A 24,541-nucleotide genomic window follows, 5' to 3' on the forward strand; every position below is an offset into this window, starting at 1 on the left:
CTGCCGGCTCTTACCGGCGGCGGCCATGTTGCCGACGGCGTCCGCGTTACCGGCGGCAGCCATGTTGCCGGCACCGGCACACATGGCGTTTACGACGCACCGACGGTGATGGCATCAACGACGATGCCGCCCGTATCCCCGCGCCGACGATGTCATCGGCATCGGGTTACGGGCGGCATCATGAACGACGTCGCCGAAGGTCAGCGCACGTCTCCGTCACAATCCCATCGCGGACGTCACACCGTCACCGGCGGTGCCGCCCGTAGACGACGGCGAAGGCATCGGCGCGGCCGTATCGGTAGGAGTGGGCGTCGGCGTCGTGGAGGGGCTGTCGGTGGGGCCGCTGAGCCCCAGCATGTGCAGCATGTCGTTGAGGACGTCCTGGGTGGATACGCCGTTGATCATCATCCAGATCATCGCGATCGAATAGATGACGTTGATGATGACGGCCGCCAACGCGAAGCCGAAGCCCTTCATCCTCATCAGCTTCGTGCGGTACATCCCGAAAGCGCCGAGCAGCGCCGGCAGGAACGGCACCGGCAGCAGCAGCGACAGCGCGAACGCGATGATCGAGCTCGTGTCCCACCGCCCGTAGTACACGTTCTGATTGGGGTCGTCGAGGTCGATGCCCTGCACATAGCGCGGCAGCTTGCCGCGGTTGTCGGCGTTGTAGTTGCGTCGGTCGCCGAAGGGCGCGTTCGGGTCGGCGTTCTGGTTCGACCACGGTGCGCCGTTCTGCTGCCCGTAGCCCGCAGGCGGCGTGGCCATCGGGTTCGGCTTCCGCAGATCCGCGCGACGCCGTTCGATGCGGTTCTCCTCGTCGCGGGCTTCGCGTTCGACCTGTTCGTGCGTCTCCCCGCTCTCTGGGCGTCCGAAGATGTACGGGTCGTAGCCCGGCGGGAATTGGCTGTCCATCGCACCGTATGCGAGTCCGTTCGGCGGGCCTTCGACCGGCATGTCGGTCTCCAGAATGGCCTGCGACACCTCCGAGTCCGGAATGTCCGCGGCGCTCCTGTCCTTTGAATCAATCGGCGACTGCGTCGTCGCGGGCGTCGCCGTGTCGTGCCGCGCGTCGGGAACCGTCGGCTGCGCTGCGGCAGGCTGCGTCGATTGTGTCGTCCGTGCCACGGACGCATCGGGATGCGACGCGGTCGGCACGGCGTGCGCATCATACTCGGATGCATCCTGTGGCTTGTTCTGTTCCGGTTCGCTCATCTCATGTCCTTACCGGTCGTCGATTGCGACGTCCGTTCCTGCGTTGTCCCGACATATATGATGCCGCCGACCTCCCCGCTACGGGTAGCCGTATCTCGCCCATCGGCGACCGTCGCCTGCCGTCCGCGGTCATCCAACCGACGATGCCGCCCGTAGCCAGCCAAACGTTACGGGCGGCATCATCGCGGATTCTCGGCGCGCGGCTCCATGGCTGTCGCGCTGCCGGCGTTCATCGCTACACACGCTACCAGTAGAAGAAAACGTCCGGGTGACGTGCTGCCCGTAAGCGCAATCATCGGGTGGACGGCGCATGCAACCTGTAAGGCGCCGCTCATCCGATGCCACCCGTTGCGTGGCGGACGCATGCCGCCCGTAGACGATGTCCTGCGCAATCGATACCGCCCGTAAGCGCATACCGCCCGTAAGCAAGTGTCGCCCGTAAGACACGGCGTGCGGCAACAATCACCGCTTCCCGTATGCGGCGGATGCCGCCCGTAAGACACGGTGCGACAAGAACCGCAAGCGCGACGCGTTTGAGACTGGGCGGAAGAGCCGGCAGACGGGGTGCAACAGGCAGCGACGACGGGCAGCGGGGACGCAGGAGTCCTTCTGACGCCGACGTCCCCGCCTCGCGACGCTACGCGCGCAGCTGCGCGCCGAGCGTCGCCGCGCGTTCGACGATCCTCGCGCGGATCGCCTCGCTGTCCTCGCTCGTGAGCGTGCGGTCAGGCGCGCGGAAGGTCACCGCGTATGCGAGCGACTTCTTGCCTTCGCCGAGCTGGTCGCCTTCGTAGACGTCGAACAGCTCGATCGATTCGAGCACGTCGCCGGCGGCCTGGCGGATCGCCTCCTCGAGTTCATGCGCGGTCAGCGAATCCGGCATCGTGAACGCGAGGTCCTGCTTGACCGGCGGGAACGTCGAGATCGGCTTGGCTTGCACCGGCTTGTCGCTCAGCGTCGCGAACAGCGCGGTCAGGTCGATCTCGAAGGCGGCCGTGTGGTGCGGGAAGCCGAGCTCGTCGTCGACCTTCGGATGCAGTTCGCCGACGAATCCGACGGTTTCGCCGGCCGCGACGATGCGTGCGGCGCGTCCCGGATGCCACTGCGCGGGTACGTCCTCGGCCTTCGGCTGGTCGAGCACGATGTCGGCGCCGAGGCGCTTGGCGACGCGGCGCGCCGCCTCGACGGCGTCGCTCCAGTCGACGGCGCGCTTGTCGCCGAGCCATCCGTCGTCCTCGGCGAGGCCGGTCATGATTGCGGCCACGTGCAGCGGCTGCTCGGGCAGTCCGGCGTCGAGCGCGGCGAGCTGCTCGTCGGTCGGCTTGACGGCGCCCGGCAGCGCCGGGATCGCCGGCGCGTTCGGGTCGGCGAGGTAGACGTGGCCGATCTCATAGCAGCTGACGTTCTCGATGCCGCGGCGCAGGTTGCGGCGCACCGTCTGCGCGAGCGTGAGCAGCAGCTCGCGGCGCAGGAACGGGCGGTCGTCGGCGAGCGGGTTGACGATCTGCACGCTCACCGGCTCGACCTTGTCGGCGTCGATCATGAACGCCTTGTAGTCGGCGGGTCCGACGAACGGGTAGCTGAGCGTTTCGACGAGACCGTATTCGGCGAGTTCGTTGGCGACCTGGCGCTTGTGCTTCTGGTCGGTGGTCAGTCCGACGTGGCCTTCGACCGGCGCGTGCGGCACGCGCGTCGGGATGCGGTCGTAGCCGTAGATGCGCGCGATCTCCTCGACGAGGTCGCACGCCTCGGTCAGGTCGGGGCGCCACGACGGCGGCGTCACCGTGAATTCGCCGTTGCCGCCGCCGCCGACGACGCAGCCGATGTCGGTGAGGATGCCGTTGATCTCGTTGAGGTCCAGATCGAGGCCCGCCAGACGCTTCACCTCGCTCGCCTTGAAGACGATCGGCGTGCGGCGCTTCGTCGTGTCGACGTCCTCCGGCGTCAGCGACGGCGTCGCCTCGCCGTACTTCTCCAGCAGCTCGCTCGCCATCTGCGCGGCCGCCGGCTGCAGCTTGTCGTCGACGCCGCGCTCGAAGCGGCGCGAGGCCTCCGACGGGATCTTGTGGCGGCGCGCCGAACGCGCGATCGTGATCGGGTCGAAGTGCGCGGCCTCGAGCAGGATGTTCGTCGTCTCGTCGGTCACCTCGCCGTACATGCCGCCCATGACGCCGGCGATGCCGAGGATGCGCGAGCCCTGCTGCCCGTTGGGGGAATCGGTGATGAGCAGATCCTCGGGGTCGAGGTCGTGCTCCTTGCCGTCGAGCGTCGTCAGCTTCTCGCCGGCCTTCGCGCGGCGCACGACGATCGGTCCCTCGATCTTGTCGAGGTCGTAGGCGTGCATCGGCTGTCCCAGATCGAGCATGACGTAGTTCGTGACGTCCACCGGCAGCGACAGCGAGCGCATGCCGGCTCGCGTGAGCCTGCGGCGCATCCAGTTCGGCGTCGTGCTGCCCGGCTGGTAGCCGTGCACGGCGCGCGCGTAGTAGCGGTCGCAGCCGACGACGCCGTGGATCGGGTTGTCATCGTCGATGATGACGTCGACGTCGCGCTTCGCGTCCCCGGTGTTCTCGACGTGCGGGACGCGTTCGTTGAGCGCGACGACCGGGTCGGTGAACTTCGCGCCGGTCGAGTTGTGGAACTCGCGCGCGATGCCGCGGTAGGAGAACGCGTAGCCACGGTCGGGCGTCACGTTGATCTCGAGGATCGGCTGGTCGAGGTGCAGCAGGTGCATCGCGTCGTCGCCCGGCTTGAGCGAGTCGTATTCCTCGGGCGTGAAGCCGTAGTCGCGCAGCAGGATGATGCCGTCGTGGCTGTCGCCGAGGCCGAGCTCGCGCTCCGACGCGCACATGCCGTCGGAGATGTGGCCGTAGGTCTTGCGCGGCTCGATCCGGAAGTCGCCGGGCAGCACGGCGCCGGGCAATGTGACGACGACCTTCTCGCCGGCCTTCATGTTCGGCGCGCCGCACACGATGCCGCGCGGCACCTTGTTGCCGTTCTCGTCGACGTCGTTGTACTCGTCGCCGACGTCGACGTGGCACCAGTTGATCGTCTTGCCGTTCTTCTGCGGCTCGGGCGTCGCGTCGACGACGTAGCCGATGACGATCGGGCCGGTCAGCTGCGAGGTGTGGATCTCCTCCTCCTCGAGTCCGACGCGGACCAGGTCCTTCGCGAGCTGCTCGTAGGTCAGGCCCTGCGGGACCTCGACGTCGTCGCGCAGCCAGTCAATATCTACCATTGGCATTGGGTATCACTCCCCCATCACAAACTGTTCGCTGAAGCGCACGTCGCCTTCGACGAGGTCGTGCATGTCGTTGATGTCGTGGCGCAGCAGCAGCGTGCGCTCGACGCCGACGCCGAACGCGAATCCGGTGTAGTCGTCCGGGTCGATGCCCGCCGAGCGCAGCACGTTCGGGTTGACCATGCCGCAGCCACCCCATTCGATCCAGCCGGGGCCGCCCTTCTTGTCGGGGAACCACAGGTCGATCTCGGCGCTCGGCTCGGTGAACGGGAAGTAGCTCGGGCGCAGGCGGCTCTTCGCCTCCGGGCCGAACATCGCCACGGCGAGCTTGTCGAGCACACCCTTGAGATCGGCCATCATCAGGTCCTTGTCGACGGCGAGCGCCTCGACCTGATGGAAGACCGGCGTGTGCGTCGCGTCGAGCTCGTCGGTGCGGAACACGCGTCCCGGGCAGGCGATGTACAGCGGGACGCCGTGGTTGATCAGGCCGCGGACCTGGTCGGAGGAGGTCTGCGTGCGCAGCACCATGTTCGATCCGACGAAGCCGGCGGCGTCCTTCGCCTGATTGCCCTTGACGTAGAAGGTGTCCTGCATCTGGCGCGCCGGATGGTCGGGGCCGAAGTTGAGCGCGTCGAAGTCGAACCATTCGGTCTCGACCTCCGGGCCGTCGGAGATCTGCCAGCCCATGCCCACAAAGAAGTCCTCGATGTCCTCCATGAGCTTGGGCAGCGGATGGCGCGCGCCGAGCGGCCTGCGGCGCACCGGCAGCGTCATGTCGACAGTCTCGGAGGCGAGTTCCGCAGCCTCCTCGGCGGCCTTGACGGTGGTCTCCTTCGTGCCGTACGCGCGGCCGAAGTCGGCGCGCAGCTTGCCCATGAGCTTGCCGGCTTCCTTCTTCTGGTCCTTGTCGAGCGAGCCGATCGCCTTGCTGGCGAGCGTCATCGCCGACTGCGCGCCGGCGTACTTGCTGCGGATGGCCTTGAGCTCCTCCATGCTGGAGGCTTGTTCGATTGCGGCGATGCCTTCGGCGACGGCTTGCTGCACCGCATCGGCATCGAATTGCGTGTTCCCTGCCACGAGTTACCTTTCATCAACAGGCGTCTTCTGGCGCGAAATCGCGTCATTCCAACGTTTTATCGACTTCACATTCTTTCAATACGACTCGACATAGCCAGCGTCATCAGCATGACCGCCGCGCTCGTGCCGAGATTGAGCGACTCCGCCTTCCCGTAGATCGGAATCGAGCACACGACGTCGGCGCGCGCCAGCAGCGCGTCGTCGAGTCCGCGCGCCTCATTGCCGAAGAGCACGGCCTTCGCGCCATCAAGCACATCCCCCTGGCGCACGAGGTCCGGAAGGCTTACGGGCGGCATCTGCTCGGTGCCGTACACGTCGGCGGCGACGACGCTCGCCTTACGGGCGGCGCACGTCGCGAAGAACATGTCCTCATCCATGCGCACGACCGGCAGATGGAACAGCGATCCGGTCGTCGCGCGGATGACCTTCGGGTTGAACACGTCGACGCAGTCGCCGACGAAGACGACGGCGTCGCATCCGGCGGCGTCGGCGCTGCGGATGACGGTGCCCGCGTTGCCCGGGTCGCGCACCTGCCAGAACGCAGCGATGAACGGCCGTGGCGTTTCGGGCAGCGCCGACAGCCGTTCGCGGCACAGTTCGAGGTCGCCGACGGCGAAGACGCCCTGCGCGTCCCGGCTCACATGGTCGACCACGCTACGGGTGACCTTGTGCACGTAGACGCCCTCGCCCATCGCGAGTCCGGCGAGTGACGCGACGGTCGCGTTCGCGAACGCCGCGTCCGTGGCGTCGCCGTCGGCCGCGACGTACAGGTCTCGCACGACGTCCGGCTGCCAGGTGAGCGCCTCGCGCACCGCCTGCGGCCCCTCGATGATGAACCGTCCGCTGTGCTCCCTGTGCTTACGGGATGCAAGCTCGACGAGCCTGCGCACGCGTTCGGACTTCGTGTTCGTGATTACATGGTTGTCGATCGGCATACCCGCCACACTACCGTGATACCCAGTCCTGCCCGTAAGCCCGCTGCCGCATCGACGACGCCCGGATGCGCGACGGCCGACACCTCCCACAGGTGGTGTTCCTCTTACGGGTGGTGCGCCTTCTTACGGGTGGCGCGCCTTCTCTTATGAACGGTGCTTGTCTTACAGGGAGCGGACTCCTCCCACAGGCGGTGCTCTTCTTTACGGGCAGCATCCCTTACGTCTTATGGGCAGCACCCCTTACGGGCAGCATGCCGCCGATAACGCATCGGCGACGCATGATGCCGAAGCGATCGCGCTGCCACCGATGACGAAGGCACCGCCGGTAACGAGAATGCCACCAATCGCACGGTTGCTGCCGGTAACGAGATGACGGCGGGTCGATTGGCGCCCACATGCCACCGGTAACGAGACGGCGGCGGCGACCACGGGTGGTGAACAGCCGACGGCGCATACGGCGGCGGCGCATGCGCCGCCGCCGTGCAGTGCGCGGACGCGGCTGTCAGGGAAAGCACAGTCGGTTTCCAGAAAACCGTTGGCAACGATTCGGCATCGTTCCAGCGTTTCCTCCGACGTCATCCAACTCGGGACTTTACGCTGACGGCATACGACAACCGTTCGTGCACAGCCAACAGATCAACGGAACACCGAAGGACGGCCATGTTCATCATCGGGAACGCGCTGAAGAACATCACCAGAAACAAGGGGCGCAGCGCGCTCATGATCATCATCGTCGCGATCGTCACCGCAGCGGCTACGATCGGGCTCGCCATCGTACAGGCGGCGCAGCGCGCACGGACCGACGCACTCGCGAATACGACGATCTCGGCGCAGATCACGCTCGACCGTCGCGCACTGATGGATGAAGCGCGATCCAGCTCCGACGGCGCCGACGGCAAACCGGACATGGACGCGATGCGCGCGTCGGTCGCCGACAAGACACTGACGCTCGCCGACTACGAGCGATACGCGAAGGCGTCGTACGGCGTCAAGTCGTCGTACTACATCGAAACGGCGGCCGTCGCCGTCGCAAACGATGGCATCGATGCGGTCGACTCGAATGGCGGAACCGTCAAGGAGGAGACGGGCTCGAAGCAGTCGGAGCAGTCAAACGGCACGAATGACGGCGCACAGTCGGGCGGCGGCGTCGACGGACAGCGCAATCCGCCGCAGATGCCCGACGGAGTCACGGGCATGGACGCAGGGGGCGATGCCGGAGCACAGATGACGGTCGGCGATTTCTCGCTCATCGGCTTCTCCAGCGACGAGGCCGTCGCGAACGCGCCGAACGGCGCCTTCACGATGGACGACGGCCATGTCTTCGGATACGACACCGGCGACGACAACGATGTCATCATCTCCGAGACGCTCGCCGCGGCGAACGACGTCAAGGTCGGCGACACGATCACCGTCGCGAACGTCGCCGACGAGGACACGACGTACACGTTCAAGGTCATGGGCATCTACAGCGACGCGAGCGACTCGTCGACGCCGATGGGCGGCCCGATGACGTCGACGACGAACGATCCGGCAAACGCGATCTACACCTCCGTGTCCACGCTCGACAAGCTCGGCCTTACCGCCGATAAGACGATCGATGTGACCGACGCGCATGGCGACACGCGCGAGACGCGTGCGGCGACGCTCAGCTACACCTACGTGTTCGACGGCAAGGACGGATACGACGAATTCGTCCGCAGCGTGAAGAAGGCGGGGCTCGGCGACGAGTACACGGTCGTCTCTCAGGACGTGCAGCGATACGAATCGAGCCTGCTGCCGATAGAGAACGTCGCGAAGTTCGCGAAGACGCTGCTCATCGTGGTATTGGCGGTCGGCGCCGTCGTACTCGTCGTGCTGACGATATTCAACATCCGCGAACGCAAGTACGAGATCGGCGTGCTCACGGCGATCGGAGTGAACAAGATCAAGGTCGCGACGCAGTATGCGGTCGAACTGCTCGCCGTGACGCTCATCGGACTCGCCGTGGGCGTGGGCGCCGGCGCTGCCGCGTCGATGCCGGTGTCGAACGCGTTGCTCTCCTCTCAGGTCGAGGCCCAAAGCGCCCAGATCGCCCAGCAGCGCGACCAGTTCGGCCGCGACATGCAGTCCGGTCCTGGCCAACGTCCGGATGCCGACGACGCTACGGGCGGCACATCCGGCGGCACCAATCCCGACGACGCGTCGAACGACGCTACGGGCGGCAATGGCGGAGATGCCACGGACGGCGCTATGGGCAATGGGCGGCAGCCGGACAGCATGCGCGACGGTTTCGGCAACGCCTCGCAGGTGATCGCGAAAATCAACGCGACCGTCGATTGGGCCACGCTCGGATGGATGCTGCTCATCGGTCTGGGGCTGACGTTACTGGCGGCACTCGTGGCCGCGGTGTTCGTCATGCGCTACGAACCGTTGCAGATCCTGGCCGACCGCTCATGATCGCACCAATTCTGACCTCAATTCGGCACCGACCATAGTTCGGTTCATCCGACATCCGTCGCCCCGGCGGCGGCCGTCGTTATCGGTGGCGCACTCCGGCTATGCCGCCGATAACGATTCCGATACGTCGCAGGACACGATTGCGGATGCGCCGCCGACGGCACGCGGCACATCCGTGCCACCGGTAGCGCCTCACATTATTTACCGGCGGCACATCTCCTAGCGGCGGTGCGTCCCTTACCGGCGGCACATGCCGCCGAGTGCCGCCAATAACGCGCCGCATCCGGACGCCGACGATCTCATCTCTCACATCCCACATCGCACATTTCGCACATTCCAAAGGAGCACATCATGACGAAGCCCTCAGCGTCGCGAACGGACGCAAACAACAATGACGATGCCACCCATACGCCGATACTCGTCCTGGACGACGTCAGCTACGCCTACGCAAAGGGCGGCAGGCGCGTCGTCGACCATGTCAGCACGTCATTCCACCGCGGCGAGGTGACGTCGATCGTCGGACCGTCGGGAGCCGGCAAGACGACGCTGCTGTCGCTGATCAGCGGCCTGACCACGCCGACCGAAGGCGCCGTGCTCTTCGACGGCACGGATCTCGCGACGATGGACCGCTACCGGTACCGCAGCCGCGACATCGGCGTCATCTTCCAAAGCTTCAACCTGCTGCCGCAGCTCACCGTGCTGGAGAACATCATGCTGACGATGGATGCATCCGGTAAGCGCTTCGACCGGCCGAAGAAGGACATCGCGCTCGAACTGCTCGGGCGCGTGCATCTGCCCGAACGGTATGCGAACGAACGCATCCTGCATCTGTCGGGCGGCGAGCAGCAGCGTGTGGCGATCGCCCGCGCGCTGAGCGACGACCCGCGCGTCATCATCGCCGACGAGCCCACCGGCAACCTCGACGGTGCGACGCAGTCGGACATCATGAAGATCTTCACCGACCTGGCGCACAGGGACGGCCGCTGCGTCATCATCGTCACGCATAGCCCGCAGATCGCCGCGCAATCGGATACGGTGTTCGAGCTGAAACCGCAGCCGCGCTGAACGATTCGTCAAGGCGCGCTTACCGCTACCGGCAGCAGCATCGTCACCGCCTACCAGCGGCGCGCATCCATTGCCGCTGCCGGTAAGCGATCCGCGTCCTCGTCGCTTACCGGCGGCAGACCGGACCAGCCACTACCGGTAGCGCCGGGGTACGCCGGAACGACGATTGCGCTCGACGAATTGATCCCCGGCGATCGTTCAGTTGCCCATGAACGAGAACGTTCCGGCGAACGCCGCGCTCAGCAGCGCGATCGTCGGCAGCGCCGCGCAGCCGATAAGGAACCACCAGTCGCGTGCATGCACTTCGCTCACACGCGCGTGGCTGCGAGGTGCGATGCCGCCGAATCCCCTCGCCTGCATCGCCGTCGCAAGCGTCGTCGATCTGCGGATGGACAGCACGAGCAACGCGAAGGCCTGCGGGAAGAACGCGGTGAATTTGTTGTCGTCGCCGAGTCCGCGCGAACGCCGCGACGCCGTGAGCGCCGTCCAGTCATCCTGAAGGACGGAGAACAGCCGCATGCCGGCCAATCCGCCGTAGACGAAACGGTCGGGCAGATGCAGCAGTTCGCTGAATCCGTCGGCCAGATCGGTCGCGTCGATGCCGAGCACGGCGATGATCGCCGGAATGCCGATCGCGAGAATGCGCAGCGCCGTGGCGAGCGCCAGCTGCGCGGAACGGTCGGTGACGGCGATCCATCCCCACTGCCACCAGACGTCGCCGCCCTGTTTGCCATACAGCAGCACGGCGAGCGCCGAACCGGGCGCGCCGATGAAAATCGGCCATGTCGATCTGATCACGCGCCACGGCGTGAGGCCGATGGCCAGCAACACGAGGAATTCAGCCGCGAGCGCGACCGCCGCCGACACCCAGTCGAGGCTGAGCAGCAGCGGCAGCGACGCCAGGAACGCGCCGCCGAGTCGGAACACCGGGTTGAGCGACGCCAGATACGGCGATCGGCTCGCCGGCTTGATGCGGTCGTGCCGTGCGTTGACCGGACTCACCCGCACGACCTGTTCGCCGTGCATCGCCACATCCACGCGCGCCGCCGGCGCCGACGTATCGTTACGGGCAGCACGACGTGCCGTCGTCGCTTCCGTCTGCTGCGTCGTCGTATCGTTGCCGGCGGCATCATCCATCCCGCTACCGGTAGCGACAGCCGATGCCGCATCGACGATGCCGCCCGTAGCACGATCGACGTCATCGTCGGCGACGGCGGCGACGGCGACGACGGCGGCGCTGCCACCCGTAACGCAATCGGCGGCAGCATTGTTATCGGCAGCACGACCATCCGCGGCACTGCTGCCGGCAGCGCCGGCGGTGCCGCCCGTAACGGCATCGGCGGCGACGACAACGGCGACGTCGGTGCTACTACTGCCCGTAACAAAGCCGGCGGCGGCAACGCTAGAAGGAGCGCCGCCCATAACGCAATCCGCGACATCCACAGCATCGGCGGCATCGTCATGCGAGCTCGGCGCGTCTGCGACGAATTCGACGACGCGCGCGCCGAGCGCGGTCACAAGTTCGCGGTCGTGCGTCACGACGATGATGCTCACGCCGTCGCCGCGCAGTCCCAGGATGAGCCGCACGATCTGCATCCAGGTGCGTCGGTCCTGCCCGAAGGTCGGTTCGTCGAGGATGAGCACCTTCGGTGCGGCGGCGAGCGCGGCGGCGACGGTGAGCCGCCGCTTCTCGCCGCCCGACAACGTGTACGGGTTCACGTCCGCGTACTGCTCGAGGTGGAACCGTCCGAGCAGTTCCTTCGCACGCGCCTGCGCCGTTTCCTCGTCGACGCCGGTGCGCTGCGGTCCGAGCATGACCTCGTCGAGCACGCTCGAGCATGCGAACTGGTGCTCCGGGTTCTGGAACACGTACGAGATGCGCGACGCGAGCTCCGTCGAGCTCCAGTCGATCGGCCATGCGCCGCGTGCGCCGTCGGCGAGCGACGTTCCGGCGACGACGCGTCCGACGACCGGCTTGAGCAGTCCCGCGAGCGTGAGCGACAGCGTCGATTTGCCGGCGCCGTTCGCACCCACGAGCGCCGTGATCTGCCCGGGGCGGAACGCCACGCCGATGTGTTCGGCGATGGCGTCGCCGTTCCTGCCGATGCCGAGGTCGTCGGTGCTCAGCACGACGTCGCCGCTACCGGTGGCGGGGTCGCAGTCGGGTTCGCCGTCGACGTGCATCCGCACGATCTCGTCGCCGTGCCGCCGGTAGCGTTGCGGCACCCAGATGCCGAGCTCGGCGAAGTCGATCGTGTCGTCGCCGAAGACTTCGTCCGGCGTGCCGTCGGCGATGACGACGGTGTTGCGGAAGCCGTCGCGCGCAATCTCGTCGTCGTATCCCTGCTGGTTGACGGCGCGTTCGTCGTCGTCCTTCTCGAGTCCGAGCACGACGACGCGGTCGATGAGGTCGATCCAGCGGTCCGCGCGGTGTTCGACGAGCACCATCGTGCATCCCGTACGCTCGAGGACGGCGCCGACGGCGCCGACGATCTGCACGACACCGTCGGGGTCGAGGTTCGCCGTCGGCTCGTCGAGCAGCAGCACCTTCGGCTCCATCGCGAGCGCGCCGGCGAGCGCGAGGCGCTGCATCTGTCCTCCCGACAGATGCATGACGGAGCGGTCGAGCTGCAGTCCGCCGAGTCCGACCGCGGCGAGCGACGCGTCGACGCGCCGCCATATCTCGTCGCGCGGCGCGTCGAGGTTCTCGGGGCCGAACGCCACGTTGTCGCCGATCCTCTGGAAGATCGCCTGTGCGTCCGGATCCTGAAGCACGAGGCCGACGGCGCCGCGCGCGCGGTGCACTTCGACGCCATCGATATCGATGGAGCCTTCGGTGACGCCGCCGTCCGCGTCCATGACCGGCTCGTCGCCGTCGTGTTCGGCGAGCGTGGCCGCGTCCTCGTCGCCGAGCAGCCCCGCGGCGCCTTCGAGTATCGTCGATTTGCCGATGCCGGACGCGCCGAGCAGCAGCACATGCTCGCCCGCCTCGATCGTCAGGTCGAGGCCGCGCACGGCGAAGCATTCGCGTGACGCGTGGCGGTATCCCCACTTGCGCATCCGCAGCCTGCCGCCGCGCCGCGCCGTGTGTTCCCCGTCGTTCGCGCGGCCGCCCGCATGCGTCGCCGACGTGGATGTGTGTTCGATTGTCTGGGACACTGGAATCCGTTTCCTTCGCTTGACTTGCTGTGCGTCCGCCGCCGACACGTGCCCGCGAACGCCGTCCATAACGTTACCGGCGGCACTCGTCGTCACGATACGCGCTCTTTTCGCCGCGGACGCCGCCATGCCGCGCGCCGGTCGCCACGCGCCGTCATGTTACAGGCTGCACAATGCATGGCGTCGCGCGACACGTCGTTTGCGTTACCGGCGGCATATACAGCCCATTGCCGGAGGTGAATCCCGCCGACCGCTCCTCTTACGGGCGGCGAACGATGGCATGCCGCCTCGGCCGCCGTCGCCGTGTCCGTCCGACCGGCGTCCGATCTTCATCGCATGACGTCCGCTCCACCATGGCCTTACGGGCGGCATCCCCGATGCGCTGCCCGTAAGCGTTGGCTCACGATGGGATACGGCTTATCCCCCGCCGTATCCCGTGACGTCGGCGGCACCCTCCGATGTGCCACCCGTGACGACGGATGCAGCTGTTCGATGCGACGGCTACCCGTAACGATCCGACCACCCGTAACGACGCTGCCGCCCGTAACGATTCGACCAACCGTCCCGCCTGATGCAACGGCTACCCATAGCAATTCGACCGCCCATAACGGCGCTGTCACCCGTAACGACGACTACCCGTAACGGAGACCGCCCGTAGCGACGGCCACCCGCAGCGACGGCCACCCGTAACGATTCGCCGTCGTCCCGTTCGCGGCCGCCGTCGGTGGCGTCACCGGCCGAGCGTCGGCTTCTTCTTCGCGCGGCGGATCCGGCGGCCCGATTCGAAGTTGTCGAGGGCGCCCGTCTTCGCGATCGCGATATAGAGGTACCACATCGCGACGCCGGCGATCAGCGCGCCGGAGACGACGGTCGCCAGCAGATAGACGACGCCGTACGTCTTGCCCACGTCGATCGCCTGCAGGTTCGTGAAGAAGGAGTATGCCCAGCAGCCGACGCCGCTCAGCGCGCCCGAAAGCACCGTCGTGCCGAGGTTCCATTTGCGGTACAGGAACACCGCGAAGGCGATTTCGGCGCCCAGACCCTGGACGAAGGCGATGAGGAAGGTGCTCACGCCTCCCCACATGTTGCCCATGAGCGCCTCGAGCACGCCGGCGACGATCTCCGCGTAGAGCGCCGCGCCCGGCTTGCGCACGATGACCGCCGCCAGAGGTCCGGCGAACAGCCACAGTCCGTTGATGACGCCGGCGAGTCCCGGCACGACGGCCTCGAGGAAGCCCCACGGGGCCGTGGAGAAGATGGCGACCAGCCAGTAGATCAGCGCGGACGCGACGCCTATGACGGATGCCACGGCGATGTCGACGACGCGCCATTTCATATTCGGTTTCGCTTCGATGACGGAAGCAGACATAACTTGTGCCTTTCTAATCTCGCCATGGCGATGGTCGCCATGGATGGTCAGGCACGGGAGATCTACGACGTCCGTGCGCCGGCATTGTCCGGATTCACGTTCAATCGGTCGAGGTTCGCCCTCTCTCAGCCGACGTCCCGCGCGCACACGTCATCGCGCGGGACGTCAGCCCCCGTGTCGCCCGAAAGTCTATTGCGACCCGACGACCTCGGGCGCCCGGCCACGCCGACGCGCACGTGGCGGCGCCCATATGGCGTCGACGGTCGCCACGGCGACTATAGTCGTACTCGGTACCGTATGATCTTATGGGAGGCATGGCGTACAACCGCTTGCCGCACCGGACGGAAGGCGGATATGCAGTTCATCATCGTGGACAACGACCCGCGCGCCGCGGAGAGCGTCGCCGGATTCATCAAGCTCGCCTATCCGCAGGCGATCATCCACCAGCTGCGCGGCACCGAACAGAACATCATCGAGGAATGCGACGCCGCGGACCTCGTCGTCATGGACATGCAGCTGTTCGAGGAATCGGGGCCCGAACTGTGCGCGAGGCTGCGCAGGACCAACGGACGCACGCCTGTGCTCGGCATGTCCTGCTTCCCGAAGGCCTATTACGATGAACAGTTCAGGGAGGCGGGCGGCCAGGCGCTCGTGCACAAGGAGGAGCTCGCCACATTGCTGGCGATGGTCAACCGGCTGCTGCGCGGCGGAGCCGAACCGGGATACCTGCCTCCGGACGCGGCGCAGCGCGCCGTGCTCGCGAACGACGCCCGCCCGGAGACCGCGGACGACGACATACCGGACGTGCTGACGCCGACCGAACGCAACGTGTACCGTCTGATGGGCGAATACGGCAACGACCCGAGGCAGATCGCCGTCCAGCTCGGCAGCAAGCCGTCGACGGTGCGTACCCACATCCGTGCGATACGCCGCAAGCTCGGCCTGCCGACGACGAACGACCTCATGCGTCTGCTGCTGCGCCGCGGCAACCGGTAGCGCCTGCGTGCCGCACCGTCGATGAATCGACTACCGGTTCCAGACCGCCCGCGACGCGCATGCCGCGATTGTGGAGACGCCCGACCAGGCAGGGCAGTCCGGATGCCGGCCCTTCTCTTCTCCGTCCAGCCGACTCACACCTCAGGAACGAACGACCTTCGCATTAATGAGGCGGTACGGCGCGGACAGCGCAACCATCGCCGCGCGCATGGGTCTGAGCGCTTCCACCGTTCGCGGCTACATGCGCGGCATCGCCGCCAAATACGGCATGGACTCGCCCAAAAACGTCGTCAGGCTGCTGCTGAGGGGGCATTGACGGCGGGCGCCGTGCGCGCTCGCGCATCCGCTCCGATCGGCAGTTCGACGTGGCCCTTCCAGACGCCGTCCGCCCGGTCATGGCTGAGCGTGCCTCCCATCGACGTGATGAGCGAGCGCAGGGCACGGATGCCGTTGCCTCCGTGCGTCTTCGTTTCGTCCGCTTCGGCGATGTCGTTCTCGTAGTCGATGCGGACGCGGGCGGCGGTCTCCTCCATACGCACCCGGTATCGTCCGGCGGCGTCGCCGTGCTTGAGGATGTTGACATAGACCTCGTGGCAGATCAATGTGACCAGTCCGCTGACGTCGCCGTCATGGACGTCCGCGTCGCGTATGACGTCCACTTCGGTGTCGCCGGTGAATCCATGCCTGTGCAGCAGCTCGTCACCCTCTCTTCCCTGATGTTCCAGCACCGTGGCGATGTCCTTGTCCTGGTTTTCGGACAGGCGCAGCGACATCGACTCATCGCGCAGGTTCATGATGATCTCACGCAGGTCGTCCAGGGCGTTGCCGGCGTATTCCCCGACGTGTTCCCACCGTTCGTCGTCGGACCTGCTCGGATCGGCGTTCCGCAGCTGCACCTCCATGGCGATGAGGGCGAGCTCCTGGGACAGGGCGTCATGCAGATAGGCCGCCAGATACTGGTTCGATTCCAACTGCCTGACCTTGGCTTCGAGCTCCACGGTCCTGCGCAGCTGCTCGTTGCGCTGGTCATTCCAGACCAGGAACCGGCCGACGACGACCATGACGAGATACACCATGCAGAACGCCGTGCAGCCGTAGAGGGAGAAGGCGTCCGGCCGCACGCTTGTCTCTATGCACGTATATGCGGCCATGACGAACCACAGGGCCGCGGCGATCCGGGCCGACGTCCTGTAGCTGATCAGCACCACGGCGAGGAACATGAAGTAGGCCGTGAACTGCCCATAGCCGGGGATGGCGTATTCGCCGACGCCGTTGAGCAGCAGCACCGCGACGGACGCCCATACCGGGAACCAGTAGCAGCATACGACGATGGCCTGGGCCGCCATCAGCCACACCAAGGTGCCTGGGGAGGGCTTGGGCATCGCATACACCCATACGTTCAGCTCATACAGCAGCGAGAAGATGATGATGAAGAACGCCCTGTACGGGTGCCGGATGCGCTTCGTACCGCGCGGTTTCGACATCATGCCATCTGCCTCCCGCCGCTCAGACCAGACACAGACCGAGCCAATGCATGATCGCATTGCAGCCCCTGCCCGATTCGGCCGTGGTCGGCGCGGCGGCGGTCATCGTGCCGACCTGCATGGAGCATACCAGACCTATGGAGGCGATGATGGAGGCAATGGACATGATGATCTTCTCCTTTATTCATGATGATCCCATTCGGGATCATCCGCGGTTTCAGTTCCTGCCAAGCTTATCAAGCAGAAGCGCCTCGGCGACGACGTCCTTCTCGAGTCCGGAGACGCTCACCGATTCGTTCGGGCTGTGCGCGTTCGAGATCGGGTCCTCGGGGCCGGTGACGAGCACCTGCGCGTCGGGGAAGATCTTCTGCAGCTGAGGGATGAACGGGATCGAGCCGCCCTCGCCCTTGTTCACCGGCGCGACGCCGAAGGCCTCCTCGAGCGCGGCGGCCGCGTCGGCGCTCGCTTCGCAGTCGGGGTCCATCGCCCAGCCCATGCCGGCGTCGAGCGGCGTGACGTGCACGTCGGCGCCGAAGGGCGCATTGCCTTCGAAGAACTCGACCATCGCGTTCATCGCGGCGTGCGGGTCCTGCAGCGGCGAGACGCGCAGGCTGACGCGGAACGTCGTCTCCGGGCTGATCACGTTGAACGAGCCGTCGACCGGATGCGCGTCGAAGCCGATGACGGTCGCGCTCGGCTTCGTCCACAGCCGCGAGGCGAGCGAGCCGTCGCCGGCGAGCCGGTAGGAGTCTACGACGCCCGCCGCCGCGCGCATGTCCGTCTCGTCGACGTCGCGTTGCAGGCCGCCGATCGGCTCGCCGCCCTCGACGCCCGGAATCGCGAGTGCGCCGTCCTCGTCGTACATCTTCGCGATGAGCATCGCCGCGAGCGTGTTCGCGTCGAGCACGGGGCCGCCGTACTGGCCGGAGTGCACCGGATGCTCGAGCACCTTGACATGCACGTCGCAGGTCGCGTTGCCGCGCAGCGACGTCGTCAGCGACGGCACGTCGGGCGCCCAGTTGCCCGAGTCGGCGACGATGATCACGTCGGAGTCGAATTCGTCGTGGTGCTCCTCGATGAAGGGGATGAAGCTCGCCGAGCCCATCTCCTCCTCGCCTTCGAAGAAGATCTTGATGTTGACGCCGAGGTCGTCGCCGAGCGCCTTGAGCGCGCCGTAGTGGATCGCGATGCCGCCGGTGTCGTCGCAGGTGCCGCGTCCGTACAGGCGGTCGCCTACCTGCGTGACCTCGAAGGGGTCGGTGTCCCATTCGTCCGGATCGGGTACGGGCTGCACGTCGTGGTGCGCGTACAGCAGCACCGTCGGCGCGTCCGGATTCGTTTCGAGCGAGCCGATGACCTCCCATGCGCCGGCGGATCCGTCGGGGTTGTGCGACTGCACGGCGCGCGCGTCGACGCCGACCTCGCGCATGATCCGCGCGACGTACTGCGCCGACTCCTTCATATGGTCGCCGGTGATGCCCTGCGCGGACACCGATCTGAGCGCCACCTTCTGACGCACGACGTCCATGATCTGCTGCCAGTCCGCCGCCACACGCGCGCGAATCTCCTTCGCCGATATCTCCATGTCGTTCCTTTCGCCGCCGCCGGCCGCACCGGCGGTCCGGACGCTTACGGGTCGTATGTTCCGATGTCGATTGTAGATGGCTCTCTCGCCCCGCGCCGCGCCCTGCGCCGAGGGCGGCGACGCGGCCGGCGGCGTCGATGTCTTCACGTACGCTCGTGCCTCATGGCAGTGAACAAGAAGGACGAAGGCAACGAAGGACAGGTCGCGCGCAGCGTGCACGACAAGAACGCGCAGGCCGGCAAGGGACGGCCGACGCCGAAGCGCAAGGACGCGCAGGCGAGGAACATCCGACCGCTCGTGCCGAAGGACAGCGCCGCACAGCGCAAGGAGGCGAAGCGCCGCATGCGCGAGCGCGAGAACCGCGAATACGAGGCGATGCGCACCGGCGACCTGCAGAACATGCCGAAGGCCGAACGCCTCCCCTGGCGCGTCTATGTGCGCGACTATGTGGACGCGCGCTTCAACATCGGCGAGTTCTTCATCCCGGTGGCGCTCGTCATCCTCGTGCTGTCCGTCATCGTCACGGCCTTCGCGCGGCAGATCCCCTACAGCATCCAGATCACGATGATCCTGATGACGCTGCTGTACCTGTATCTGTTCGCGATCATCGTCGACGTCGTCGTGATGTGGCGCAAGCTCAAGAAGCTGCTCGTCGCCAAGTACGGCGAGCAGGCCGTCGCCAAGGGCATGCGCACCGGGTCCTACGCGTGGAGTCGCGCGATCCAGCTGCGCCGCTGGCGTCTGCCGAAGCCGCGCTACAAGAAGCGCGGCCACTGGCCGAAGTAGACCATCCTCCGCGTGCATAGGGCCGGGACGAAGCGCATGCTTCGTCCCGGCCCTTTTCCGTTCGCGCCTCCTCCCCCGCGCCCTTCAACCCGAACATCCCCCGCTACGGGTTGCACTACAATGGTTGCCGGTTATCGGTCGTACATCGCAGCTTCCTGGAGGCATCGTGGCATCCCTACATTTCGACATCGCAATCATCGGCGCCGGCCCTGGCGGATATTCCGCCGCCCTGCGCGCGGCGGAACTCGGCAGATCGGTCGTCATGATCGAACGTGACGAAACACTCGGCGGCACCTGCCTCAACCGCGGATGCATCCCGTCGAAGGCGCTCATCACCGCCACCCGCACGCTCGACGCGCTCGCGCACGGCGAATCGATGGGCATCGTCTCCAAGCTCGAGGAGATCGACTTCGGACGCCTGCGCGACTACCGCGAGCACACCGTCGCGACGCTCGTCGACGGGCTGCGCGCGCTCGTCGAATACCGCGGCATCACCGTCTACCGCGGCGACGCGTCGCTCAGCGCCGACCATCATGTGCACGTCGTGCCATCCGCCGGACAGGAGCATGTGCGCAGGTTCGCGAAGAACGGCGGATTCGACGAGATCGCCGGCGACCTCGACATCACGGCCGACGACGTCGTGCTCGCCACCGGCTCGCGTCCGCGCGAGCTTCCCGGCACCGCCTACCACGGCGCGATCGTCGATTCGACGGCAGCGCTGTCGATCGACACGTTCCCCCACAGCGCGGTCATCATCGGCTCCGGCGCCGTCGCGCTCGAATTCGCGTCGATCTGGAACAGCGCGGGCAGCGACGTGACGCTGCTCATCCGCAAGGACAGCGTATTGTCGAAGAGCGACCGCCGCGCCGCGCTTGCATTGTCACGCGAACTCAAACGCCGCGGCATCGACATCATCCGCAACGCGCACGTGCGCGGCATCGACACCGGCGTGAACCTCGGCGTGACCGTGCGCTACACGCTCGGCGACGACGACGAGGAGCACATGATCGGCGCCGAGATCGCGCTCGGCGCGATCGGGCGCACGCCGAACACCGACGAGCCGTGGTTCGCCGACTGCGGCGTCGCGCTCGACGACGCCGGCATGGTCGTCGTCGACGACTACGGCCGCACGAACCTCGACCATGTCTGGGCGCTCGGCGACATCACCGCCGGCCATGCGCTTGCGCACCGCGCCTTCGCGCAGGGACTCGTCATCGCCGAGACGATCGCCGGGCTCAAGGCGAAGCCGGTGGACGAGGACGCCATCGCGAACATCGTGTTCAGCTCGCCGGAGTTCGCCACCGTCGGCCTCACGCTGCGCCAGGCGCAGGCGGACGCGCGCTACGCCGACGTGCGGGAGACCGTGTTCCCGGTGATGTCGAACCCGCGCATGGTCATGAGCGCCACCGGCGGTTCGTTCTCGATCGTCAGCGGGCGCGACGCGGGCGGCGACGACACCGAATATGTGCTCGGCGTGCACGTCGTCGCACCGGACGCGAGCGACATGATCGCCGAGGCCCAGCAGATCGTCGCCAACCGCATCCCGCTGCACGAGGCGTCCAATGCGATCCACCCGCACCCGACCTTCAGCGAGATGATCGGCGAGACGCTGCTCAAGGCCGACGGACGACCATTGCACACCCGCTGACGATTCCGAGCCGATCGTCGACGTCCCACGTTCCCGACTGCCGCCCGTAGGCAAACGGATGGGGATGGTCAGCTGATAGAGTATGGAACCATTGCAACAGCACGCATCGATAGCGTTCGCAGAGTGACAGGAGAGGCGATTCATGGCATCGAAGGACGAGCAGCCGAAGAAGAAAAAGCGCGGCATGTTCAGCCAGATCAAGCAGATCTACCAGTTCACGCACCGGGAGGACAAGGCGCTGCCGTGGATCGTCGGCGGCGTGTTCGCGGTCCCGCTCGTGATCGCGCTGGTCTGCGGATTCGTGTTCCACTGGGGTTGGTTCGGCTGGGTCAGCTGGATGATCCTCGCCGCCGTCACCGGCCTGCTGTTCGCCACGATCGTGCTCACCCGCCGTGCGGACGCCATCGGTTTCAAGCAGCTCGAGGGCCAGCCGGGCGCGTCCATCAGCGTCCTCGGCAACATGAAGAGGGCCGGCTATGACTTCCCGCAGGAACCGGTGTGGGTCGACCCGCGATCGCATGACGCGATCTGGCGCGGCACCGGCTATCAGGGCATCTATCTGATCGGCGAGGGCGACTACGGCCGCGTCATGCGTGCGATGGACCACCAGGAGAAGCTGATCAAGGGCGTGACCGCGGGCTCGCAGATCCCGATCTACCGCATCTGCGTCGGCACCGGCCCCAAGCAGGTGCGTCTCAAGGACCTGCGCAACGTCATCCTCAAGAAGCGCACGTACATCCCGAACACGAGCTCCAACAAGCTCGTGCGCGCCGTCAAGAAGCGCCGCCGCTTCGTGATGACCAAGGACCAGCTCATCACGCTCAACGAGCGTCTGCACACGCTGCAGCGCAAGAGCGGCATGGGCATCCCCAAGGGCATCGACCCGATGCGCATGCAGAAGGTCAGCAAGCGCGCGATGCGCGGACGCTGACCGCACGCGCTTTTCTCATTCTGGGACCGGCTTCGCCGGTCCTTTTTTCGTTGCATTCATCCGTCGATGCACCCGTCTCCCCTTTTCCCGCGACCGTCATCGTTTCCGCGACCGTCATCGGCGATCGTCTCCCCGGCGGACGCCGCTGCCCGTAATGATAGATATGCGCTGCCCGTAACGACGGATGCCTGCCCGTAACAACGGACGTCCCGCCACCCGTAAACGATGACGTCCGCTACCTGTAACGGACAAACGAACGAACAAAGGATGTCCGCCTCCCGTAAACGGTCGCGGCGACGACGCGGTGTCCACATTGTGCGCAGCCGCACGGTGCACGCGTCGTCGCCGCTTCGGCAAAGCATCGTCGTCGTTCCAACGTTTCCGCCGTATCGACGACGTTGTTCGCGCTGCACGAAACATGTTCGTAACTCAAACTTCGAGTGAGCGAAACGCTGTGACCTATGCTGATAGACGTAACCATTTATTGAAAGGAGCGGTCCCGTGACCACACTCGAAACCAAGGAAGACGCCGAGGCCCTGATCAATCAGGAAGGCATTGAATATGTCTCCGTTCGCTTCACCGATCTGATTGGTGTTCAGCAGCATTTCACGGTCCCTGCCAGCGAATTCCTCAAGGACGCATTCGACGAGGGCATGCCGTTCGATGGCTCCTCCATCGAAGGCTTCCAGGCCATCAACGAGTCCGACATGAAGCTTGTCCCGGACATCACGACCGCCTACATCGATCCGTTCCGCAAGCACAAGACGCTCAACGTCGCGTTCTCGATCGTCGACCCGCTGACCGATGAGCCGTACTCGCGCGATCCGCGCCAGGTCGCGGCGAAGGCCGAGGCCTACCTGAAGTCGACCGGCCTCGCCGACACCGCCTCCTTCGCGCCGGAAGCCGAGTTCTTCATCTTCGACAAGGTCCGTTTCGGCAACGACATGCGCGGCTCCTTCTACGAGGTCGACTCCGTCGAGGCGCCGTGGAACTCCGGCCTCGACGTCGAAGCGGACGGCACGCCGAACATCGGCTTCAAGAACCGCGTCAAGCGCGGCTACTTCCCGGTCCCGCCGATCGACCACACGCAGGACCTGCGCGACGACATGGTCGCCAACCTGCAGAAGGTCGGCCTCATCCTCGAGCGCGCGCACCACGAGGTCGCCGGCGCCGGCCAGCAGGAGATCAACTACCGCTTCAACTCGCTGCAGCATGCGGGCGACGATCTGATGAAGTACAAGTACGTCGTCCATGAGACGGCCGCGCTCGCCGGCAAGGCCGCGACGTTCATGCCGAAGCCGATCGCCGGCGACAACGGCACCGGTATGCACTGCCACCAGTCGCTGTGGAAGGACGGCAAGCCGCTGTTCTACGATGAGAAGAACTACGGCGGCCTGTCCGACATGGCCCGTTGGTACATCGGCGGCCTGATCAAGCACTCGTCGTCGGTGCTCGCGTTCACGAACCCGTCGCTCAACTCCTACCATCGTCTCGTCCCGGGCTTCGAGGCGCCGGTCAACCTCGTCTACTCGGCGCGCAACCGCTCCGCCGCGATCCGCATCCCGCTCGCGGGCACGTCGCCGGCCGCCAAGCGCATCGAGTTCCGCGCCCCGGATCCGTCCTGCAACCCGTTCCTCGCGTTCTCCGCGCAGCTGATGGCGGGCCTCGACGGCATCCTCAACCACATCGAGCCGCCGGAGCCGGTCGACAAGGATCTTTATGAGCTTCCTCCGGAGGAGCACGCCGGCATCAAGCAGGTGCCGTCCTCACTCGCCGAGGCGCTCGACGCGCTCGAGGAGGATCATGACTTCCTGACCGCCGGCGATGTCTTCACCGAGGACCTCATCGAGACCTGGATCGACCTCAAGCGCAGCGAGATCGATCAGGCCCGTCTGCAGCCGACCCCGCTCGAGTACGAGCTCTACTTCCACATCTGACGGCCGCATAGGGCGGAACATAGCCGGCAGTAGGGCTTTCGCGGTATCCAGAATAGCCCACTGCACCTATGCTGCACCTATGGTGTTCTGAAGAACCCCACTTCGTCCACAATCGGGCGCGAGTGGGGTTTTCCTTTAGGCGCGCCACGCTGGCAACATGTCAAGCCATTCGTCCAAATCCCGCCGTCGGATGCGCATCGTCGTGCTGCCCGCCAGGCACGCCTTCAGCAGTCCGTTGCGCACGTTGGCCCGGATGATTTTGGCGGGAACGCCCGTAAGAGCCTCCACTTCATCCACACCCAGCAGCGGGCGGTTTTCGATGGGCACGTAGGGCTTTTCCTTCGGTCTGGCCGTAGTGCCCTCGGATTCAAGTGTCTTCTTCGATTCCGTCATAGCAGCGGCTATGCGTCGCGAGGATTCAACGGCGTTGCGGCTCCGGCGCATCCGGCTGGATCGCTGCGACCCCGCTCCGCCGGCCGGAAGTCCTTCAGGGAGTCCGACCGGCGACGGGAATCCCCGCCTTCAAGCGGGAGAGGATGTCAAGCTAGGAGATGGCCGTTCACCACGATGTTCTGACCGGCCAGAATGCCCGGTGCAGGCGATCGGCACCCACGTGAACGTGCGAAGGCGCTGAGGGCTTCGATGACGGAGCTGGCCAAGGAAGTGCGGTTGGCTG

The 24,541-nt window shown here is 66.1% G+C and carries 19 protein-coding genes; 8 read left to right on the forward strand and 11 right to left on the reverse strand.

The window, feature by feature from the left end:
* Positions 1-216: 216 nt before the first annotated feature.
* From BCHO_RS08800 to BCHO_RS09200, 5 genes are all read right to left on the reverse strand, one after another.
* The gene (locus BCHO_RS08800; protein WP_024540865.1) at positions 217-1,215 is read right to left on the reverse strand and encodes a hypothetical protein; all 999 of its coding nucleotides are present in this window, start codon (positions 1,213-1,215) and stop codon (positions 217-219) included.
* Between the two features lie 637 nt (positions 1,216-1,852).
* Positions 1,853-4,459: a phenylalanine--tRNA ligase subunit beta gene (gene pheT / locus BCHO_RS04500; protein WP_024540864.1), complete on the reverse strand. Its 2,607-nt coding sequence runs from the start codon at positions 4,457-4,459 to the stop codon at positions 1,853-1,855.
* A gap of 6 nt (positions 4,460-4,465) precedes the next feature.
* Entirely contained in the window at positions 4,466-5,533 is a 1,068-nt protein-coding gene (gene pheS, locus BCHO_RS04505) for a phenylalanine--tRNA ligase subunit alpha (RefSeq protein WP_024540863.1), read from the reverse strand.
* Positions 5,534-5,598: 65 nt separating this feature from the next.
* Positions 5,599-6,468, reverse strand: coding sequence for a TrmH family RNA methyltransferase (locus tag BCHO_RS04510; RefSeq protein ID WP_024540862.1), 870 nt, complete (start codon positions 6,466-6,468; stop codon positions 5,599-5,601).
* Positions 6,469-6,708: 240 nt separating this feature from the next.
* On the reverse strand, positions 6,709-7,047 hold the full coding sequence (locus BCHO_RS09200; protein WP_152595866.1) for a hypothetical protein: 339 nt from the start codon (positions 7,045-7,047) through the stop codon (positions 6,709-6,711).
* Positions 7,048-7,128: 81 nt separating this feature from the next.
* Here BCHO_RS09200 and BCHO_RS04515 point away from each other — a divergent pair, with 81 nt between their 5' ends.
* Positions 7,129-8,904, forward strand: coding sequence for an FtsX-like permease family protein (locus tag BCHO_RS04515; RefSeq protein WP_024540861.1), 1,776 nt, complete (start codon positions 7,129-7,131; stop codon positions 8,902-8,904).
* Between the two features lie 351 nt (positions 8,905-9,255).
* Positions 9,256-9,969 (forward strand): ABC transporter ATP-binding protein, encoded by a 714-nt coding sequence (locus tag BCHO_RS04520; RefSeq protein WP_024540860.1) that lies wholly within the window; start codon positions 9,256-9,258, stop codon positions 9,967-9,969.
* A 198-nt stretch (positions 9,970-10,167) separates the two neighbouring features.
* On the opposite strand, the gene BCHO_RS09575 is transcribed toward BCHO_RS04520, so the two are convergent.
* Positions 10,168-13,029: an ATP-binding cassette domain-containing protein gene (locus BCHO_RS09575; RefSeq protein ID WP_237743039.1), complete on the reverse strand. Its 2,862-nt coding sequence runs from the start codon at positions 13,027-13,029 to the stop codon at positions 10,168-10,170.
* A gap of 829 nt (positions 13,030-13,858) precedes the next feature.
* Positions 13,859-14,497, reverse strand: a complete 639-nt coding sequence (locus BCHO_RS04535) for an ECF transporter S component (protein WP_024540858.1) — start codon at positions 14,495-14,497, stop codon at positions 13,859-13,861.
* A gap of 354 nt (positions 14,498-14,851) precedes the next feature.
* Between BCHO_RS04535 and BCHO_RS04540 the strand changes: the two genes are divergently transcribed.
* Together BCHO_RS04540 and BCHO_RS09730 are read left to right on the forward strand one after the other, a co-directional pair.
* A complete protein-coding gene (locus BCHO_RS04540; protein WP_024540857.1) occupies positions 14,852-15,493 on the forward strand; it encodes a response regulator transcription factor in 642 nt (213 codons plus the stop codon).
* Between the two features lie 166 nt (positions 15,494-15,659).
* On the forward strand, positions 15,660-15,809 hold the full coding sequence (locus tag BCHO_RS09730; protein ID WP_152595865.1) for a helix-turn-helix domain-containing protein: 150 nt from the start codon (positions 15,660-15,662) through the stop codon (positions 15,807-15,809).
* Here BCHO_RS09730 and BCHO_RS04545 read toward each other — a convergent pair.
* The 3 genes from BCHO_RS04545 to BCHO_RS04550 are packed head-to-tail and all read right to left on the reverse strand — an operon-like array spanning position 15,784 to position 18,562.
* Positions 15,784-16,980 (reverse strand): sensor histidine kinase, encoded by a 1,197-nt coding sequence (locus tag BCHO_RS04545; protein ID WP_024540856.1) that lies wholly within the window; start codon positions 16,978-16,980, stop codon positions 15,784-15,786. The two genes, BCHO_RS09730 and BCHO_RS04545, sit on opposite strands and share 26 nt — an antisense overlap.
* 19 nt (positions 16,981-16,999) lie before the next feature.
* The gene (locus BCHO_RS09210; protein ID WP_155803918.1) at positions 17,000-17,143 is read right to left on the reverse strand and encodes a hypothetical protein; all 144 of its coding nucleotides are present in this window, start codon (positions 17,141-17,143) and stop codon (positions 17,000-17,002) included.
* 51 nt (positions 17,144-17,194) lie between these two features.
* Positions 17,195-18,562 carry a dipeptidase gene (locus BCHO_RS04550; protein WP_024540855.1) on the reverse strand — a complete coding sequence of 456 codons (1,368 nt, stop codon included), beginning with the start codon at positions 18,560-18,562 and terminating at the stop codon, positions 17,195-17,197.
* Between the two features lie 162 nt (positions 18,563-18,724).
* On the opposite strand from BCHO_RS04550, the gene BCHO_RS04555 reads away from it, so the two are divergent.
* The 4 genes from BCHO_RS04555 (at position 18,725) to glnA (ending at position 23,865) form a co-directional block, all read left to right on the forward strand.
* A complete protein-coding gene (locus BCHO_RS04555) occupies positions 18,725-19,348 on the forward strand; it encodes a DUF3043 domain-containing protein (protein ID WP_024540854.1) in 624 nt (207 codons plus the stop codon).
* 166 nt (positions 19,349-19,514) lie between these two features.
* Positions 19,515-20,996, forward strand: a complete 1,482-nt coding sequence (locus BCHO_RS04560; protein ID WP_024540853.1) for a dihydrolipoyl dehydrogenase family protein — start codon at positions 19,515-19,517, stop codon at positions 20,994-20,996.
* A 142-nt stretch (positions 20,997-21,138) separates the two neighbouring features.
* On the forward strand, positions 21,139-21,927 hold the full coding sequence (locus BCHO_RS04565) for a DUF4191 domain-containing protein (RefSeq protein WP_024540852.1): 789 nt from the start codon (positions 21,139-21,141) through the stop codon (positions 21,925-21,927).
* A gap of 501 nt (positions 21,928-22,428) precedes the next feature.
* A complete protein-coding gene (glnA, locus tag BCHO_RS04570) occupies positions 22,429-23,865 on the forward strand; it encodes a type I glutamate--ammonia ligase (protein ID WP_024540851.1) in 1,437 nt (478 codons plus the stop codon).
* Between the two features lie 135 nt (positions 23,866-24,000).
* Here the strand turns inward: glnA and BCHO_RS04575 are convergent, their stop codons facing one another.
* The gene (locus BCHO_RS04575) at positions 24,001-24,258 is read right to left on the reverse strand and encodes a helix-turn-helix domain-containing protein (RefSeq protein WP_024540850.1); all 258 of its coding nucleotides are present in this window, start codon (positions 24,256-24,258) and stop codon (positions 24,001-24,003) included.
* Between the last annotated feature and the right edge of the window lie 283 nt (positions 24,259-24,541).

It is taken from the genome of Bifidobacterium choerinum (assembly GCF_000741135.1).
Lineage (GTDB): Bacteria > Actinomycetota > Actinomycetes > Actinomycetales > Bifidobacteriaceae > Bifidobacterium > Bifidobacterium choerinum.